Annotated in this window: 13 protein-coding genes; 7 read left to right on the forward strand and 6 right to left on the reverse strand. The window is 65.9% G+C overall.

The window, feature by feature from the left end; all coding sequences use genetic code 11:
* The 7 genes from RT424_RS17520 to RT424_RS17550 form a co-directional block, all read left to right on the forward strand.
* Nucleotides 1-1,409: 2-hydroxyacyl-CoA dehydratase family protein (locus RT424_RS17520; protein WP_313440846.1), on the forward strand; the 1,409-nt coding region annotated here is incomplete at its 5' end.
* The gene (locus RT424_RS17525; protein WP_313440848.1) at nt 1,406-2,587 is read left to right on the forward strand and encodes a CaiB/BaiF CoA-transferase family protein; all 1,182 of its coding nucleotides are present in this window, start codon (nt 1,406-1,408) and stop codon (nt 2,585-2,587) included. The genes RT424_RS17520 and RT424_RS17525, both read left to right, overlap by 4 nt.
* On the forward strand, nt 2,584-3,768 hold the full coding sequence (locus RT424_RS17530; protein ID WP_313440850.1) for a CoA transferase: 1,185 nt from the start codon (nt 2,584-2,586) through the stop codon (nt 3,766-3,768). Before RT424_RS17525 ends, RT424_RS17530 begins: the two co-directional genes overlap by 4 nt.
* Nucleotides 3,765-4,880, forward strand: a complete 1,116-nt coding sequence (locus RT424_RS17535; protein ID WP_313440852.1) for a CapA family protein — start codon at nt 3,765-3,767, stop codon at nt 4,878-4,880. Before RT424_RS17530 ends, RT424_RS17535 begins: the two co-directional genes overlap by 4 nt.
* A 98-nt stretch (nt 4,881-4,978) precedes the next feature.
* Nucleotides 4,979-6,052 (forward strand): aromatic ring-hydroxylating dioxygenase subunit alpha, encoded by a 1,074-nt coding sequence (locus tag RT424_RS17540; protein WP_313440854.1) that lies wholly within the window; start codon nt 4,979-4,981, stop codon nt 6,050-6,052.
* 16 nt (nt 6,053-6,068) lie between these two features.
* Nucleotides 6,069-6,746: a GntR family transcriptional regulator gene (locus tag RT424_RS17545; RefSeq protein WP_313440856.1), complete on the forward strand. Its 678-nt coding sequence runs from the start codon at nt 6,069-6,071 to the stop codon at nt 6,744-6,746.
* A 173-nt stretch (nt 6,747-6,919) separates the two neighbouring features.
* The gene (locus tag RT424_RS17550; RefSeq protein WP_313440858.1) at nt 6,920-9,346 is read left to right on the forward strand and encodes a TonB-dependent receptor domain-containing protein; all 2,427 of its coding nucleotides are present in this window, start codon (nt 6,920-6,922) and stop codon (nt 9,344-9,346) included.
* Between the two features lie 18 nt (nt 9,347-9,364).
* On the opposite strand, the gene RT424_RS17555 is transcribed toward RT424_RS17550, so the two are convergent.
* The 6 genes from RT424_RS17555 to RT424_RS17580 form a co-directional block, all read right to left on the reverse strand.
* On the reverse strand, nt 9,365-10,465 hold the full coding sequence (locus RT424_RS17555; protein WP_313440859.1) for an AraC family transcriptional regulator ligand-binding domain-containing protein: 1,101 nt from the start codon (nt 10,463-10,465) through the stop codon (nt 9,365-9,367).
* A gap of 122 nt (nt 10,466-10,587) precedes the next feature.
* Nucleotides 10,588-11,475, reverse strand: a complete 888-nt coding sequence (locus RT424_RS17560; protein WP_313440861.1) for an SDR family NAD(P)-dependent oxidoreductase — start codon at nt 11,473-11,475, stop codon at nt 10,588-10,590.
* Nucleotides 11,476-11,479: 4 nt separating this feature from the next.
* On the reverse strand, nt 11,480-12,046 hold the full coding sequence (locus RT424_RS17565; protein WP_313440863.1) for a nuclear transport factor 2 family protein: 567 nt from the start codon (nt 12,044-12,046) through the stop codon (nt 11,480-11,482).
* A complete protein-coding gene (locus RT424_RS17570; protein WP_313440865.1) occupies nt 12,036-12,932 on the reverse strand; it encodes an SDR family NAD(P)-dependent oxidoreductase in 897 nt (298 codons plus the stop codon). Before RT424_RS17570 ends, RT424_RS17565 begins: the two co-directional genes overlap by 11 nt.
* Complete coding sequence (locus tag RT424_RS17575; RefSeq protein WP_313440867.1) at nt 12,929-13,459, reverse strand: nuclear transport factor 2 family protein; 531 nt, start codon at nt 13,457-13,459, stop codon at nt 12,929-12,931. Before RT424_RS17575 ends, RT424_RS17570 begins: the two co-directional genes overlap by 4 nt.
* A gap of 203 nt (nt 13,460-13,662) precedes the next feature.
* A complete protein-coding gene (locus RT424_RS17580) occupies nt 13,663-16,014 on the reverse strand; it encodes a TonB-dependent receptor domain-containing protein (RefSeq protein ID WP_313440869.1) in 2,352 nt (783 codons plus the stop codon).
* Nucleotides 16,015-16,163 lie beyond the last annotated feature (149 nt).

The raw sequence follows: 16,163 nt of genomic DNA on the forward strand, positions 1-16,163 counted from the left end.
TCAAAAGCCCCCTGCACGACACCCGGCCCCTGACGCGCGCGCTGCGCGGCGAAGATGCGTCACGCCCGCCGCGTTCCGTCCCGGACGCGGGCAAGGCGGACGGCGCACCCCGCGCCCGCAGCCGCAAGGTCTTGCAGGCATCGGCCTCATCCGGCGACTACCAGCGCGAATGGTTCGCTTCCGTGCAGCGGCAGGTCAGCGACGGAGCGCCCTTCGCGATGGTCAATGCCAATGCCCCGCAGGAGATCCTGCGCGCCCTCGACGTGCCTTTCGTGGTCAACCAGTGGTGGGCCTCGATCGTCGCCGCCAAGCAGCAGAGCGGGCGCTATCGCGGACTACTGCGTGAGCGGCACTATCCGGTCGATGCCGAAGCCTATAGCGCGCAGGGCCTTGCCGCCGCGCTCGACAACGATCCCGAGCAGGCCCCATGGGGCGGATTGCCGCGCCCGGATTTCGTGCACGCCATCGCGTCGAGCGACGCCACGCCGGGCATCTTCGAGGCCTGGGCCCACGAAAGCCGCGCCGCGCCCTATCTCTACGAACGCACCGTGGACCCGCGCTGGGAGATCGAGACCCGCTGGTGGGATGCGCTTCCCGAGCGCTGGGACCAGGTGTTGGAACCGGAACGGCTGGACCTTCTCGTCACCGAGCTGCGCGAAGTCATCGCCGCGATCGAGGCGGCGACCGGCCGCACGTTCGATGAGGGCCGCTTCATCGAGGTCATGAACCTCGTCAACGAGCAGGAAGACTATTATCGCAAGACCCGCGACCTGATCGCCCGCACCGTTCCGGCGCCGATCGGGCTGGTGGACTCGATGCCGGCGACGATGGTCCCCCAATGGCATCGCGGCACCGAATGGGCGCGCGATGCCGCAAGATCGCTTTATGAAGAAGTTTTGGCGCGCGCCGAGGCCGGGCTGGGTGCGGTCCAGAACGAAAAGGTCCGCCTCATGTGGGTGGGGCGCGGGCTCTGGAGCAACACCGCCTTCTACCAGAAGTGGGAGGACAGCCACGGGGCCGTGTTCGTCTGGTCGATGTATCTGGCGCTGGCGGCGGATGGCTACATTCGGAAGTTCGACGCCGAGAGCAAGGAGGGACGCGAGCCCTTGCGCGCGCTCGCCGCCCGATTCCTGACGATGGGCGACGAATTGCGTATGCCCAGTTGGGCCGCGCCCTGGCACGTCCACGAGGCGCAGACCCACGGTGTGGACGGTGCCGTGGCGCTGAGCGATGCCGACCCCTTCGTGCTGCGCGCGCTCGCCGCCGCCGGCATTCCGGTGCTGGAACTGGGCGTGGACAACTACGCCCTCGATCGTGCCGATGGCGCGGAACTGGAAGCGCGCATCGCCGCCTTCATCGAAGGGCCTTGCGCACCAATGGCACAGGCCCGGCGCGAGTGCGCGACATGACGGCCCTCGACGGTCTTACCGTGCTCGACTTCTCGCGCTTCCTGCCGGGGGCCTATTTCGGCTGGCTAGCGGGCGACATGGGTGCCGACGTGATCCGCATCGAGCATCCCCGCGAACTGGCCAAGGCCAAAGCCATGTTCGGCTCCGCCGCGGACGAGAACGCCGAAGTGCTGCGCCGCGCGCGGCCGACTCATACCCGCAACAAGCGCTCGCTGCTGCTCAATCCCGGCCACCCCCAGGCCGCTCCGGTTCTGCACGCGCTGGTGGCGCGCGCGGACGTGCTGCTGGAAGACTACCGCCCCGGTGTGATGGCGGCTATGGGCCTGGGCTACGAAGCCCTGGCGGCGATCAACCCGCGCCTGATCTATTGCTCGGTCTCCTTCGCGGGACAGACCGGGCCGCTGGCTTCGCGGGCCGGACACGATCCCGCCGCCCTGGCCGTGGCCGGCGCCCTGTCCCGCCTCAACGGCACGCCCGAGCCGACCCTGCCGGGCGCGCAAGTGGCGGACGTGCTCGCCGGTGCCCATGCCTCCATCGCCGTGCTCGCCGCTCTCCAGGCGCGCCACGCGAGCGGCAAGGGCCAGCACGTGGACGTCGCCATGACCGATGCCGCCATGCCGCTGTTGATGGTCGCGCTGGGCCGGGCCGAAGACCCCTCCGGAATCGGCTTTCCGGACGGCGCCTGGCATCCCAAGGGCGGAGTCTGGCGCTGCGCGGATGGCGAATGGCTTTGCACCACCGACATGGAACCACGTTACTGGGCCCGCTTCTGCGAGGCCATGGGACGGCCGGATTATGCCGCGCGCCAGTTCGACACCGCCGCGCATCCCGCCATGCGCGACGACCTGGCCACCCTGTTCGCCACCCAGCCGCGCGCCTATTGGCTCGGCCTGTTCGAAGCCGCCGATACCCAGGCGATGCCCGTCCTCACCCCCGGCGAGGCGCTGCGCCACCCCCATGCCCAAGCGCGCGACATGCATGTGCGCCTGCCGACGAGTGCGGGTACGGTGGAGCAGATCGGTACGCCCTTCCGCCTTTCCGATAACCCACCAGTCCCGCCGCGCCCCGCCCCTCTACCCGGCGCCGACAATGCGGCGATCCTGACTGAACTCGGTTTCGACGTCGCCGCGCTGGAAGCCGCCGGGGTATTCTCCAGTGAACAGGGAGCCCATCGATGAACGCGCTCGACGGGATTCGGGTCGTCGATCTTACCCATGCGATTTCCGGTCCCACTTGCACCAATGCCCTCGTCCAGATGGGCGCGGAGGTGGTGAAGGTGGAGCCGCCTCATGTGGGCGACGGCTTCCGCCACTACACCGAACACGCCGGGGAACCCCTGCTGAGCGTGCCCTTCGCCTCGATCAACGCGGGTAAGCGCTCGATCGCGCTGGACCTCAAGACCGAAGGTGCGCGCAATGCCTTGTGGAAGCTGATCGAGCAGGCCGATTTCCTGGTGGAAAACTACCGCCCCGGCGTACTCGCCCGGCTGGGTTTCCCCATCGAGGACCTGCGCCGTCGCAATCCCCGCCTCATCGTCATCTCGATCACCGGCTTCGGCCAGAGCGGTCCGCTCGCGCAATGGGGCGCCTACGACCATATCGCCCAGGCCATCTCCGGTATCGCTGCGTTGGGCGCGGTGGAAGGGGAGCCGCGCAAGATCGGCCTTCCGATCATCGACAGCTTCACCGGCTATATCGCGGTGATCGCCGCCCTGGCCGCGCTGCGCCGCCGCGATGCATCCGGCGAGGGCGAGCACGTCGACGTCGCCATGCTCGACGCCGCGCTGAAACTAGCCAACCAGACCGTCTCGGTCCACAGCTATACCGGCCGCACGCCGGGCGGCACCGGCAACAAGGGCTTCCGCATGGTGCCGACGTCCGAATTCTACCCGACCGGCGAAGGCTGGATCGCGCTGGGCGCCAACAACCAAGCGCAAGTGGAGGCTCTGCTGCGGGTGCTGGGCGAGGAGGCCATGCTGGCCGACCCGCGCATGGCCGACCATGCCGCGCGGGTGGCAAACTACGACTTCGTGCGGCACTGGCTGGAGAAGGCGCTTTCCCGCTGGCGCGCGGAAGACCTGGAAGCGCGCCTGACCGCCGCGAAAGTACCCGCCGCAATGATCCGGGACGTAGGCCAGATCGTCGAGCACCCGCACATGATCCAACGCGGCTCAATCCAGACGGTGGACCTTCCCGGCCACGACCGCCCTCTCGCGACGATGGGCCCCGGTTTCCCGGTCGACACCGCCGAACGCCACCGCGTTCCGGTGCTGGGCATCGACGGCGAGGCGATCCTGTCCGAACTCGGCTATGACTCCCGGCAGATCGCGGAGTTGCGCAACGAAGGCGCCCTGGCATGAGCGACCCGATCGACATCCTGTTCCTGGGCGACATCATCCTCGACGTGCCCGATCCCGATCACTGGCTCTCCGGCATTGCCGAGGTGACCCGCGCCGCTGATCTCGTCATCGGTCACCTCGAAGTGCCCCACACCCTGCGCGGCGAGGAACTGGAAGGCGACGTGCCCGCCCCCGGCGCCGAGCCCGCGCACGTTGCCGCCCTCGCGCGCGCCAACATCGACATGGTGTCGATGGCCGGAAACCATATCGCGGATTGCGGCGCGATCGGCATCGCCGACACCAACGCCGAACTCGACCGGCTTGGCATTGCCCATGCCGGGGCCGACGCCAACCTTGCGCTCGCGCGCAGGCCCGCCGTGGTCGCGCGGGAAGGCAAACGCATCGCGCTGCTCAGCTACAATTGCGTGGGCCCGGAAATCAGCTGGGCCACCGACAGTCGCGCGGGCAGCGCCTATGTCCAGGTGGCAGCGGCCGATGGCGGACCTTCACGCCCCCAGGCCGAACTGGTCGCGGCCGATCCCGCCTCGGTGGCCGTGATGCAGGCGGACATCGCGGCAGCCAAACACGGCGCCGATGTGCTGGTGGTCGCGCTTCACAAGGGCATCACGCACCGCCCGGCCGAACTGGCGCCTTACGAACGCCCCCTTGCCCATGCCGCTATCGAGGCCGGCGCGGATGTCGTGATCGGCCATCACGCCCATATCGCGCGCGGAATCGAGTTTCATAAGGGGCGCCCGATCTTTCACGGCCTCGGCAACGGCTGCGTAGTAACCCATGCCCTGACGCCCGCGCAGGACCACCCCGCGCGCGCCGAATGGGCTAAGCGGCGCAAGAAAATGTTCGGCTTCGAACCCGACCCGGCCTACCCTCTCGCGCCGTTCCATCCGGAAGCGGTGAACGGGCTGATCGGGCGATACCGCATTCACGCCGATGGAAGCGTGGAGAGCGGTTTCCTGCCCATCTGGTTCGCCCCGCCCGGCCGCCCGATCGTGCCGGAACCGGCGCAAGCTGCCCACATCAGCGACTATATTGACCGCATCGGCGTGGTCGCCGGCCTGCCCGCTCTCTCGCGCGAAAAATGCGGCCCCTGGGTCCGGATCGAGCCGAACTGAAGCTTCCGTCTACGCCTGCGCTTGACAAATTGGATCCAATTCATGATTATTGGATCCAATAATTGAGCGCTGACGCGCCGTGACGGAAAGGATGCGACATGACACGCCCCGCAACACTTGCGCCCTGGCCGCGCGACGCATGGTACGTCGCCTGCATGCCGGAAGAGATCGACGACAAGCCGCTCGGCCGCAAGATCTGCGGTGAGGCGATGGTCTTCTTTCGCGGCCCTGACGGCAAGCCTGCCGCCCTGGAGGATTTCTGCCCCCATCGCGGTGCGCCGCTCTCGCTGGGCTTCGTACGCGAAGGCAAGCTGGTCTGCGGCTATCACGGACTGGCGATGGGCTGTTCCGGCCGCGCCGAGGACATGCCCGGCCAGCGCGTGAAGGGCTTTCCGCCGTCGCGCGCCTTCCCGGTGATCGAGCGTTATGGCTTCGTCTGGGTCTGGCCGGGCGACGCGGAACGCGCCACGCCCGATGCGCTCCACCACCTGGAATGGGCGGAGAGCGACGAATGGGCCTATGGCGGCGGGCGGTTCCACATCGCCTGCGACTATCGCCTGATGATCGACAACCTCATGGACCTGACGCACGAGACGTATGTCCATGCCAGCAGCATCGGCCAGAAGGAGATCGACGAAGCGCCGGTGAAGACCCACGCGGACGATCACGAGGTGGTCACCAGCCGCTTCATGGAGAAAGTATCCGCCCCGCCCTTCTGGCAAATGGCCCTGCGCAGCGCAGATCTTCCGGAAGACGCGACGGTCGACCGCTGGCAGATCTGCCGCTTCTCTCTGCCCAGCCATGTCATGATCGAGGTTGGCGTCGCTCTGGAAGGCCAGGGCGGCTACGATGCGGCGGATGCGGTCAAGGCATCCAGCATCGTCGTCGATTTCATCACGCCCGAGACGGAAACCTCGCACCATTACTTCTGGGGCATGGCGCGGCGCTTCGCGGTGGACGACGCGGGGGTTACGGACAGCATTCGCGAAGGGCAGCACCGGATCTTCTCGGAAGACCTCGAAATGCTGGAACGGCAGCAGGAAAATCTCCTGCGCCATCCCGAACGCCGCCTGCTGAAGCTGAACATCGATGCCGGCGGCGTCCGCTCGCGGATGATGATCGATCGTGCTATCGCCGCCGAAACCGAAACCGTGATGGAGGCGGCGGAATAGCGGTCGGGCAAGCAAGATGAAACCGGGCCAGCATGTCCTCGTCTCCCTGCGCCGGATGATCGCATCGGGCGAGTTGGGAGACGGCGAAAGGATCGCCGAGATCGCCACGGCCGAGGCTCTGGGCGTATCGCGCATGCCGGTGCGCACGGCGCTTCGCGTGCTCGAACACGAAGGCCTCGTGGTGCGGCTGGGTGCCAGGGGATATGCGGCGCGGGCGCCCTCATCCACCCAGATCGACGGCGCGATCGACGTTCGCGGCGTGCTGGAAGGGCTGGCTGCGCGCACCTTGGCCGCGCGGGCTCTCTCCGCTGCCGACGACATCGCCTTCGCGCACTGTCTGGAACGCGGCGATGCGATCTTCGCGAAAGGCCATCTGGTCAACGACGACCTGGAGGCCTTTCACGACTACAACTTGCAGTTCCACGAACTGCTGATCCGCGGGAGCGGCAATCCGGCTATCGAAGTGGCCCTGGCGCGAAACAATCATCTGCCCTTCGCCTCGGCGGCAGCCCTGGCGCTCGATTGGCAGGACGCGGCGGGCGAGTACCGCCACCTGCTGGCAGCGCATGAACAGCATCGCGCAGTCGTGGCTGCGATCCGATCCGGCCAACCCGAAGATGCGGAACGGATCATGCGGGTTCACGCCCGTGCTGCGGTGGGTTCATCGTCCATTTTCAAGCGGGCCATGCTTTAACCGCTGCGCACAGCCGCTTGATCCTGGCGGAACTCCGTGCCGCCCTGCCGATGTCTCCCCCCTCCGCGTTGACAAGGAATCCCCGACGCCGAACCCTCTCCCAGAACCGGCGAACCGGTTCGCGGCTTACGCAAGACAACAGGGCTCACGCATGGGCCGGGGCGGAGGACAGGATGAACAAGCAGCGTCTGGCGGCGGGAATTGCGTTGGCGGCATTCGGCCACATGAGCGGCACCGGCCCCGCCTTCGCCCAGTCTGACAGAGAAACGCAGGCCGATGCCGGCAGCGCGGGATCGGGCGAGATCATCGTTACCGCCCGCAAGCGCAGCGAGCGACTGCTCGACGTGCCGGTGGCCGTATCCGCCCTGTCGCAGGAGCAGCTTCAGCGCTACGCGACGGTGACGCTGACCTCGATCAGCCAGCAGGTGCCGCAACTGGTCGTCGCGGAATCGCAGAACCAGGTGGGCGGCTCGATCAACTTGCGCGGCATCGGCGCGGGCATTTCCAACCCCTCTACGGAGACGGCCGTCACCCTGAACATCGACGGGATTCCGATCAGTTACGGCAACGCCATCCGGCTGGGCCAGATCGATCTTGCCCGCGTCGAGGTGCTCAAGGGCCCGCAGGCGCTGTTCTACGGCAAGAACAGCCCCGGCGGCATCGTGTCTCTGGTGTCCCAGGATCCTGGCAAGGCGTTCGAGGCGAAGCTGCGCACCGGCTACGAATTTGCCGCCGACCAGCGCTTCATCGAGGGATCGGTATCCGCGCCGCTGACCGAAACCGTGGGCGCGCGCGTAGTCGGCTACTATTCCAAGGAGGACGGCTGGTTCCGCAACGTCGCCGTGCCGATCCCGGGCGTGACGGCGGGCCCGGCGGCGGACAGCTACAATGCGGAAGACGTGTTCGTGCGCGGCACGCTCACGTTCGATTCACCTGGCGGAGCGACGCGGGCCAAGGCCAAGGTCGCCTACGCGCGCCGCACGCGCGACGGGGTGGGGCCTACCGGCGGCTCGCAGATCGTGTTCTGTCCGGGCGGAGTCAGCCGGCTCTCGGGGGCGATCGACTGCAAGCTGAACCGGGATTTCTACAGCGTGATCCTGTCTCCACGCATGACGGCACTGGACCCAACCCTGCGCGACGGCGTGCCCTTCGTGGAATCCACCCAGTTCGTCGCCTCACTTTCCGTGGACCAGGATCTGACGGACGAACTGACGGTTTCCTCCGTCACCGGCTATTACCGGCTGGGCGAAAAGTCGGTCGATCCCTTCACGTTTTCCAACGTCCCCTACTTCGGCGCATCGAACGATATCGTGGCGGACGGCGTGAGCCAGGAAGTGCGGGTGGCAACCGATTTCGACGGTCCGTTCAATCTCCTGTTCGGCGGATTCTTCCAGGATGCGCACTTCAAGATCCGGCAGGCCTTCGGCGTGGACTTCGGCGGCACGACGAGGCCGTTCCTGGTCGGCTCGACCTATTACGACGTCCACACCAGCGCCTATTCGCTGTTCGGCCAAGGGCGCTATCGCCTGACGGATGCGCTCGAACTCGCGGCAGGCGGGCGCTATTCCTGGGAGGACAAATCGCTGACCGGCACCTCGTTCGCGAGCCCGATCGACGTGCTCAATCCCCGGCGCACTTACGAAGACTTCTCGCCCGAAGTCACCCTTACCTGGCGGCCCAGCAGCGACCTCACGCTCTATGCCGCCTATCGCGAGGGCTTTACCTCTGGCGGCTTCAACACGGTGCCCACGGCCCTGCGCTCGCAAGCGAACCAGGCCTTGCCGCGTGTGGACCTGTCCTACGGCCAGATGACCGCGAAAGGCGGCGAGGCCGGGATCAAGGGCTACCTCGCCGGGCGGCAGATCCTGTTCGACCTGGTGGGCTACATCTACAAGTATTCCGGGCTCCAGCTTTCCCGCTACGACAATGCCTCTTTCACCCAGCTGACGCAGAACGCAGGAGGCGCGCGCATCAAGGGCGTGGAAGCCAGCGTCACCGTGCAGCCGGACGCCCTGCCCGGCCTGTCGCTGAATGCGGCGGCGGCCTACAACCACTCGCGCTATACCGACTTCATCGGCGGGTGCTATGCCGGGCAATCGGTTGCGGCCGGATGCAACCTCAATCCCCGCAACCCGGCGCTTCCCGCCTCCACATACGGCACCGCCGCCAATCCCTACCAGGATCAGGACCAGACCGGCCAACGACTATTCCGCGCGCCCGAATTTTCGCTGACGGCGGGCGCGGCCTACGACCACCGCTTCTCCGATCGGCTGGGCGCCACCGCCTCCGTGGATACCAGCTATTCCAGCAGCTACATTACCCAGACCGAAGCCAACCCGCTGAACCGGCAAGGTGCCTACTGGCTCTTCAACGGCACCGTCACGCTGAACGGGGGCGAGGACAAGCCTTGGGAGCTTGCCCTGATCGGCCGCAACCTCACCAACAAGCTCTATGTCGTGGCCGGATCGGTGGTGGGCGCAACCGCCAGCGGCACCGGCACCGGCAACACCGTCCAGGGCGACGTTTTGGGCAATGCCAGCCCGCCGCGCTCTGTAACCCTGCAACTCACCCTCAAGAGCAGCGTGCTGCAAGGGCGATAGAGGCTCGATGCTCCTGGGCTATTGCGCTCCCGCGTAACTGCGGCGCAGTTCGCGCGGGGACGTGTCGAACTGCGATCGCACGAAGCGCGACATGGCGGACTGTTCAGAAAAGCCCAGTTTCTCGACAATATGCGCGAAAGGCATGTCGGTGCACCTCAGGTAGTAGAGCAGGAGATCGCGGCGGACCTCGTCCTTGATCGCCTGGAAACTGCTTCGCTCCTCGCGCAAGCGTCGGTGCAAGGACCGCGGATGAAGCTCCAGAATCCTGGCCACGTCCTGGACCGCACTTTTCCCCGTCCACAACAGAGGCATCATCACCCCGCGAACCTGCGTCTGGAAAGTCGGTCGCTTCCTGCCGTATTCGGTCTCGACGAAGGCGATCATGTCGTCCAGGCTATCCGGATTGAGGCCGGCATCGGTGGCAGCATCGGGATCGACAAGCGGCACGGCCAGATCGGACGCGGCGAAGGCAAGTCCGTCCTCATTGCAGCAGAACCGCACCTCGCAGCGGAAATGCCGCCGATAGACGGCCTTGTCGGATATCGCCTCGTGCCGGAAATGGACACGCTGTGCGCCTACCCGTCCGCCCGTCAGCGCCTTCGCCACGAGGTGCCCCGCCAGCAACGCATGTTCTATCGACTGGCCCCGACTCGACAAGCCTTCCGCCAGCACTTCATGACCGATGAAGACGGATTGACCGGATGCGCTCCGACCCGCCCAGAGGCGCACCGCCAGACTATGGGCGGCGGTATGCGTGACGGCATGATCCAGGGACTCGCCGAAGGTGCGGCTGCTCCGCATGACCCTGCCGAGCGGCCCGAACAGATCGATCCCGGCCTGCCTCTCCGCCAGTCGCATCCCGAAATCCGTCACGCCCAACTCTGCGGCCGCCTGTTCCAGCACACCGATCCACTGGCTGCACGTCACGGCCCCTTCCCTGTCGCAACTCTCGCAATCGAGGCCATGGGCCGCAAGGATGTCCGCCGGTTCCCCGCCGAGATCGCGAACCAGTTGCGGGAAGCGCCGCAATATCCGTGCCTGCATCATTTCGGATCCGGGCCGGGCCTTGTTCCGGGTATCGGTGCCCTGGGCATGCGGGTCGCGAACAGGACTGGTCATGAGGCGGTAACTCCGAACGGAAGCTACCTTCTCACGGCCTTCGCCGCGTTTGAACCGCTACCGACCGGAAATGACAGCGAACCGCCGCAAAACGCAGGCGCGATGGCGGTGACCGGGTGGGGTCAGGGCTCGTTCCATGTCGTCGCACCCGCCGACCAGAGCGGAGCGCCTCGGCTTTCACGCAAGGACGGAATCGTGCGGCCGTCCTTATCGGTCAGCCCGTATTCCGCAGCCAGTTCGGCATTGATGAAAGTCCCGCCGGAACGAGCGGCAACGTGCGGATCCATGGCCAGAGCGGCGATGACCCGACCCGGAAACTCGGGTGAAGATCCGGCAGCGCTGGCCAGTTGACCCGCCATGCCCGGAACCGACTTGAGGTTCTCCGTCGCCCGTTCGGTATAGGTGAAACCCTGCCATAGCGACAGCGCGGAAACGCCGGTACCGCGCAGTTCATGCCCCATGTCGCGCATCATCCGGTCGGTCGCGGTCTTCGTCGTCCCGAACACGACGTCGTAAGTGTACGTCACGCCCACATAGCCTGAAAGTGCCGCGATCAGTCCGGAACCTTGCGGCACCATGATCCGCGCGGCATGCCAGGCTGCGATAAAGGCAGCGCGCAATCCGGTATCCCAGATCTGCCATTGGTCCAGCGGCTTGTTCCAGAACCCGTCGCGCCGGGTCATGGCCTCGGGAATGGCCATGGCATTGTTGACCAGGAGATCGAGCCGCCCTTCGTCCCGCCGGACACGTTCGAACAAGGCCGCGATCTGCGCATCGTCGGTCAGGTCGAGCGGCACGGCTACCCCGCGCCCTCCCCGCGCCTCCACTTCGGCAACGGTTTGCGCCAATGTGCCGGGCAGGCTGTGCTGCCCGGCGGCGACGGTCCTGCCCGTCACGTAGACTGTAGCGCCCCGTTCCGCCAGCGCGCAAGCGACACCCTTGCCGATACCGCGCGTGGCGCCGGTGACGACGGCGACCTTCCCGGCAAGGCCCTGCGACGGCGACACCATAGGCTCAGGCCTTGCCGGGATTGTGCGGTGCCCGCCGATTGACGAGCGGGCGGCGATAGGCGGGATCGTCAAGGCTACGGCTGGACACGCCATTGGCCGCGATATCCGGCACTTCGGCAAAAGGCACGGGCAGCGGCGGCGGCATGCACGCCCATTCGATCACATTGGTGCGCAGCGCGATCCGCCAGCGTCCTTCGCGCCGTTCCAGCCGATCGATATATCGGCCGCCTGCCATCCAGAGGCTCTCGTCGCGGTTGCGCCCGATGAACTGGTAGTAGGTTTCCGTGTGAGCAGTGTCCCCATCGAGATCGATGGTGGTCTGGAGCAGGGCATGGTGCGTGAGGATCTGCCCGGCCTCGTGCATCGGCACGGCCCAGTCCCAGCAATCCGCCGCACTGCCGACGAAGGGGCCCGCGGCCATCTCGGCATCGTCCCAGAAGGCGGAAAGATAGGTTTCCCGGTCGAAGCGATCCATCCCGCGCGAGAAGCGCGCAAGCACTTCGTGGATATCCTGCTTGTCGAGCAGGGCATCGAGCCGGTTCTCGCGATCTTCCGAACCTTCACTTGCCACGATAATCGACCTCCGAAATCGGTTTCCAGATAGGTGAGCCGCGCGTGGCGCGGGCGGACTGGATCACTTGCCCATCCACATCGGTCAGCCCGTATTCCTGCGCGAGCTCGGCGGTGACGAACTCGCCGCCGGATCGCTTCATGACCTGCGGATCGGCGGCAAGCGCGGCGATCACCCGCCCCGGATGTTCCACGCTGCTGCCGTGCATCTGCGTGATCGACGCCGTCATCCTGTCGCCCATCTTGGCGAGGTTGTCCCTGGCTTTCTCCGTCAAGGTCAGCCCCTGCCACAGAGTCAGCGAGGCGACGCCGTGAGGTTCCAGTTCGATCGCCATGTCGCGCGCCATGCGGTCAACCGCCGACTTGGATGTGCCGAACACCACGCTGTAGGTATAGGTCACCGCCGCAAAGCCGGAGATCGCGACGATCAAGCCCGACCCCTGCGGCACCATGATCGCGGCAGCATGCCACGCGGCCACATAGTTGGACCTGACGCCGACATCCCACATCTCCAGGTTCGACAGCGGCTTTTCCCAGAATCCCTTGGGTTCGAGGAGATCGTCCGACAGCGTGAAGGCATTGTTGACCAGGATGTCGAGCCGTCCCGCTTCCTCCGCGATCCGCGCGAACAGCGCTGCAACGGCCGCATCGTCGCCATGGTCGCACGCGACCGCGATGCCCCGGCCGCCGCTATCCCGTCCGCGTGCGTCGCACTCGGCAGCCGTGCCACCCACGGTGCCGGGCAGGTAGTAATCGCCTTCGTGCACGGTGCGGCCGGTCACGTAGACCGTGGCGCCCTGCTCCGCCAGCACCAGCGCGATGCCCTTTCCGATACCCCGGCTTGCCCCGGTCACGAGCGCGACCTTGCCCGCCAGCGGCGCGGTCATGCGCCGTCTCCAGCGAACCAGGCTTCGCTGAAATCGCCCTTCGCTCTCCCGGAGAAATGCTCGGACGAGAAGGCATAGCCCATGACGCCCTTCGACCAATCGGCCGCCGCGCCCCAGTCCTGCTCCCAGTCGTAGAGCATCACCCTGTCCGCGATGCGCCATTCATCGCCGCGACGCTCGAAGCGATCGAGGTAGCGCCCGCCGATGCAGGTGTCGCGGTCCCCAGCGCCCATGTCGATGCGGTGGTAGGAGAACACGTGGGTTTCGACGCGGGCCGACGCGTCGTCCAGCAGGATCGTCGACTGACCTAGGAGATGCTGCGTGTCCTTGATGGCATCGGCGCCGGGCACCACCCAGGCGAGGTAGGCCGCGAAGTCGCCCGAATGAACGCCATAGTCGAACCGTGCTTCCGGCCACCAGCAGGCGCGGATCAGATCGGTGCTGCGCCTGTCCTCACCGCGCGCCAGCCGCGCTATGCAATCGCGGATCGCCTCGCGATCGAGGAGTTGCTGGATTTCGAAGCTCATTTCCTCTTCCCCGTTCCGCTTTGCGGTCTGCGTATGATCTCCTGACTAGCTCGCGGCGCCGGCGGTTTCTTGACCGATCGCGACACGATGGCCGAGCTCACGAAAAAACGCCTTCGCTCGCCGTGGCGCTACGCCACTTGGGGCGCGCAGCCTTGACAGCGGTCCCGGATCAAGTCCGGGACGACGCGTCTTCTTCGCTCCGGTTATCGGAACTTGGCGCCCAGTTCGATGCCGTAGGTGACGGGCGCGTTCCAGACCGAACCGGTGCCCAGCGTATTGAACAGAACCTGAGTGCGATAGCGCTTGCCGGTCACATTGTCGCCGAACAACGCAACGGTGTAACGGTCCGAAGGATCGGTCCACTCCGCGCGCAGGGCGAGCACTTCGTAACCCTTCTGCCGGAACTGCTGCTCCGGATCGAAGAAGAAGCTGGACGTGTAGTAGAGGTTGCCCGAAAGCTTGAGGCTTCCCCCGGCCAAGTCGAGATCGTAGCTTGCGCCGATATTTCCGGTGAACTCGGGCGCACGCTGCATCTTGAAGCCCGAAGCGTCGGTAGTCGTCTGCGTCAGCGCGCCAGGTCCGCTGCCGCCCAGCGCGAGCGGAATGCAGGCCATGGGATTGGCCAGGTCCGCCACCGCCGGATCGCAGTAGCTGTAATAGGGGGCATTGGGGAAGGACTTGTAGCGCGCGTGGGTCCAGGCCGCTCCGCCCTGAACCGAGAAAGCGCTGCTCACCCGGTAGCGCAACTGCGCCTCGATCCCATAGATTTCCGAGGATGCCGCGTTGCGGATCTGCGCCGCGCCGTTCTGGAAGCTGGAAACCTGGAGGTTCTTGTAATCATAGTAGAACCCGGCCAGATCCGCCGCAAACACGCGGTCGTCGTACTTGAAGCCCAGTTCGAAGGCGTTGATCTTCTCGGGCTTCACCGGCTGCTGTGAATAGCCGCCGACGTTGAGAATGCCGGCCTTGTAGCCCCGCGTGAACGATGCGTAGACGCTCGATTCCTCGCTGGGCTTGAAGCGAATGACGGCGCGCGGCGTGAAGCTGTCGTTCTTCAGCCTCTCCACCGGGATCTGCACGCCCGCAGGCCCCGAATAGGGAACCACCTCGCCGTTCGGCCCGATGTAGGAGGTGGTCGTCTGGTTGGTGACGAAATAAGCATCGCCCACGATGTCATGGCTGTATCGGCCGCCCAGGGTCAGGAAAAGCCTGTCGCTCACCGCATAAGTGGCATCGAGGAAAGCAGCGTAGGATTTCGTGGTGGTGCTCGATCCACCGAACTGCTCGTAAGGCGATCCGCCGAAGCTGGCGCCGATATCCCAGGTGTCCCGGATCTGGAAATAGTTCAGCCCCGCCGTCCATTGCAGCGGCGATCCGGGCTTGGAACTGAGGAGGAATTCCTGGCTCCAGGTCTCGTCGTTGACGCCGACGTAGATGTTGAACATCGGGATCGCCGTGGCGTCCAGATCACCGTAATAGGGGGAAAGATCCTTGCGGTACTGGGTGTAGGACGTGAAATCCGCCACACCGAGATCCGCCTTGAGCGTCGCCTGGAGCGCGTCGGAGTTCGAACGGAAGCTGACCGGCGTATTGAGCCGGATATCGCCCGGCTTCGTCGCATAAGTCGACGAAGGCGCGTAGAAGTAGACCAGCGGCAAGCCCTTGGAACTGGAGGTTCCGTAGATGGCCTGCCCGGCTGCCGACACCTTGTCGAAGAAACCCGCTTCGCCGGTCTTGTCGACATAGGCATTCACCAGCTGCGGCGTGGGATCGTCCGTTTCGGCATGGATCCAGCGCAGCAGGAGCGAGACGTCGTCGGTCAGATCCGCCTTCATGCCCACGCGGATCGACCAGTTCTCATAGCGGCCGATTTCGTCGTCGTCGTTCGAAAGATCGGTGAAGTAGCCGTCGCCGCGACGGTACTGCCCCTCCACGTCGATGGCGACACGCTCGCTTATCCCGAATGTCCCGTAGGCCTGCGCCCTCACGGCATTGAAGCGCCCGTAGCTGACCTTGGCCTGCCCGCCGGTATCGGTGCTGGGATCGGCGGTGGTGACGATGATGGCGCCGCCGGTGGTATTCCGACCGAACAGCGTACCCTGCGGCCCCTTCAGCACCTGGATATTGCGCACGTTCAGCAGGTCGAAGTCGGACATATAGGTGTTGGCCTGGAAGAAGCCGTCCACATAGATGCCCACGTTTGGCCCGCCGCCCGAAGTGGTGATGGCGGTGCCCACCCCTCGGATCGTCGGCTGTACCGCCGGCCCCTGGCTGTCGAAGCGCAGGCCCGGAGTGACCCTGGCCGTGTCCGAAAGTTTCGCCACGTTCGCCGAGGCAAGCTGGTCCGCCCCGAGCGTGGTGACGCTGATCGGCACATCGCGCGACGCCTCTTCGCGGCGCTGGGCCGTGACCACGATCTCGTCCGAGGCCCTTGCCGACTGTTGCGGGGCGGATTGCGTGCCTGTGCTTTGAGCCAGCGCGGCACCGGGCAGCGCGCAGCTTGCCGCGGTGATTGCCAGTAGCGATGTCGCTTGCGCGCGCGTCCAGCCGGTCATTCGATCTTCCCCCATTTCGTTCAGGGGTCACGATCGCGGTCGCGCCCCTTCTTGGGCGCACAGAATGCCGCACGACGGCCGAAGAAACTTGACCGATCGCGACATTCACCTGTCGATGGGGAGAGTTCGCCCGCGCGATGTTCGCGATC

The organism is Novosphingobium sp., from assembly GCF_032093395.1.
Taxonomy (GTDB): domain Bacteria; phylum Pseudomonadota; class Alphaproteobacteria; order Sphingomonadales; family Sphingomonadaceae; genus Novosphingobium.

Bases quoted from the DNA above. Each gene is read 5' to 3' on its own strand.
- RT424_RS17525 (WP_313440848.1), top strand. From the start codon at position 1,406: ATGACGGCCCTCGACGGTCTTACCGTGCTCGACTTCTCGCGCTTCCTG.
- RT424_RS17530 (WP_313440850.1), top strand. From the start codon at position 2,584: ATGAACGCGCTCGACGGGATTCGGGTCGTCGATCTTACCCATGCGATT.
- RT424_RS17535 (WP_313440852.1), top strand. From the start codon at position 3,765: ATGAGCGACCCGATCGACATCCTGTTCCTGGGCGACATCATCCTCGAC.
- RT424_RS17540 (WP_313440854.1), top strand. From the start codon at position 4,979: ATGACACGCCCCGCAACACTTGCGCCCTGGCCGCGCGACGCATGGTAC.
- RT424_RS17545 (WP_313440856.1), top strand. From the start codon at position 6,069: ATGAAACCGGGCCAGCATGTCCTCGTCTCCCTGCGCCGGATGATCGCA.
- RT424_RS17550 (WP_313440858.1), top strand. From the start codon at position 6,920: ATGAACAAGCAGCGTCTGGCGGCGGGAATTGCGTTGGCGGCATTCGGC.
- RT424_RS17555 (WP_313440859.1), bottom strand. From the start codon at position 10,465: ATGACCAGTCCTGTTCGCGACCCGCATGCCCAGGGCACCGATACCCGG.
- RT424_RS17560 (WP_313440861.1), bottom strand. From the start codon at position 11,475: ATGGTGTCGCCGTCGCAGGGCCTTGCCGGGAAGGTCGCCGTCGTCACC.
- RT424_RS17570 (WP_313440865.1), bottom strand. From the start codon at position 12,932: ATGACCGCGCCGCTGGCGGGCAAGGTCGCGCTCGTGACCGGGGCAAGC.
- RT424_RS17575 (WP_313440867.1), bottom strand. From the start codon at position 13,459: ATGAGCTTCGAAATCCAGCAACTCCTCGATCGCGAGGCGATCCGCGAT.
- RT424_RS17580 (WP_313440869.1), bottom strand. From the start codon at position 16,014: ATGACCGGCTGGACGCGCGCGCAAGCGACATCGCTACTGGCAATCACC.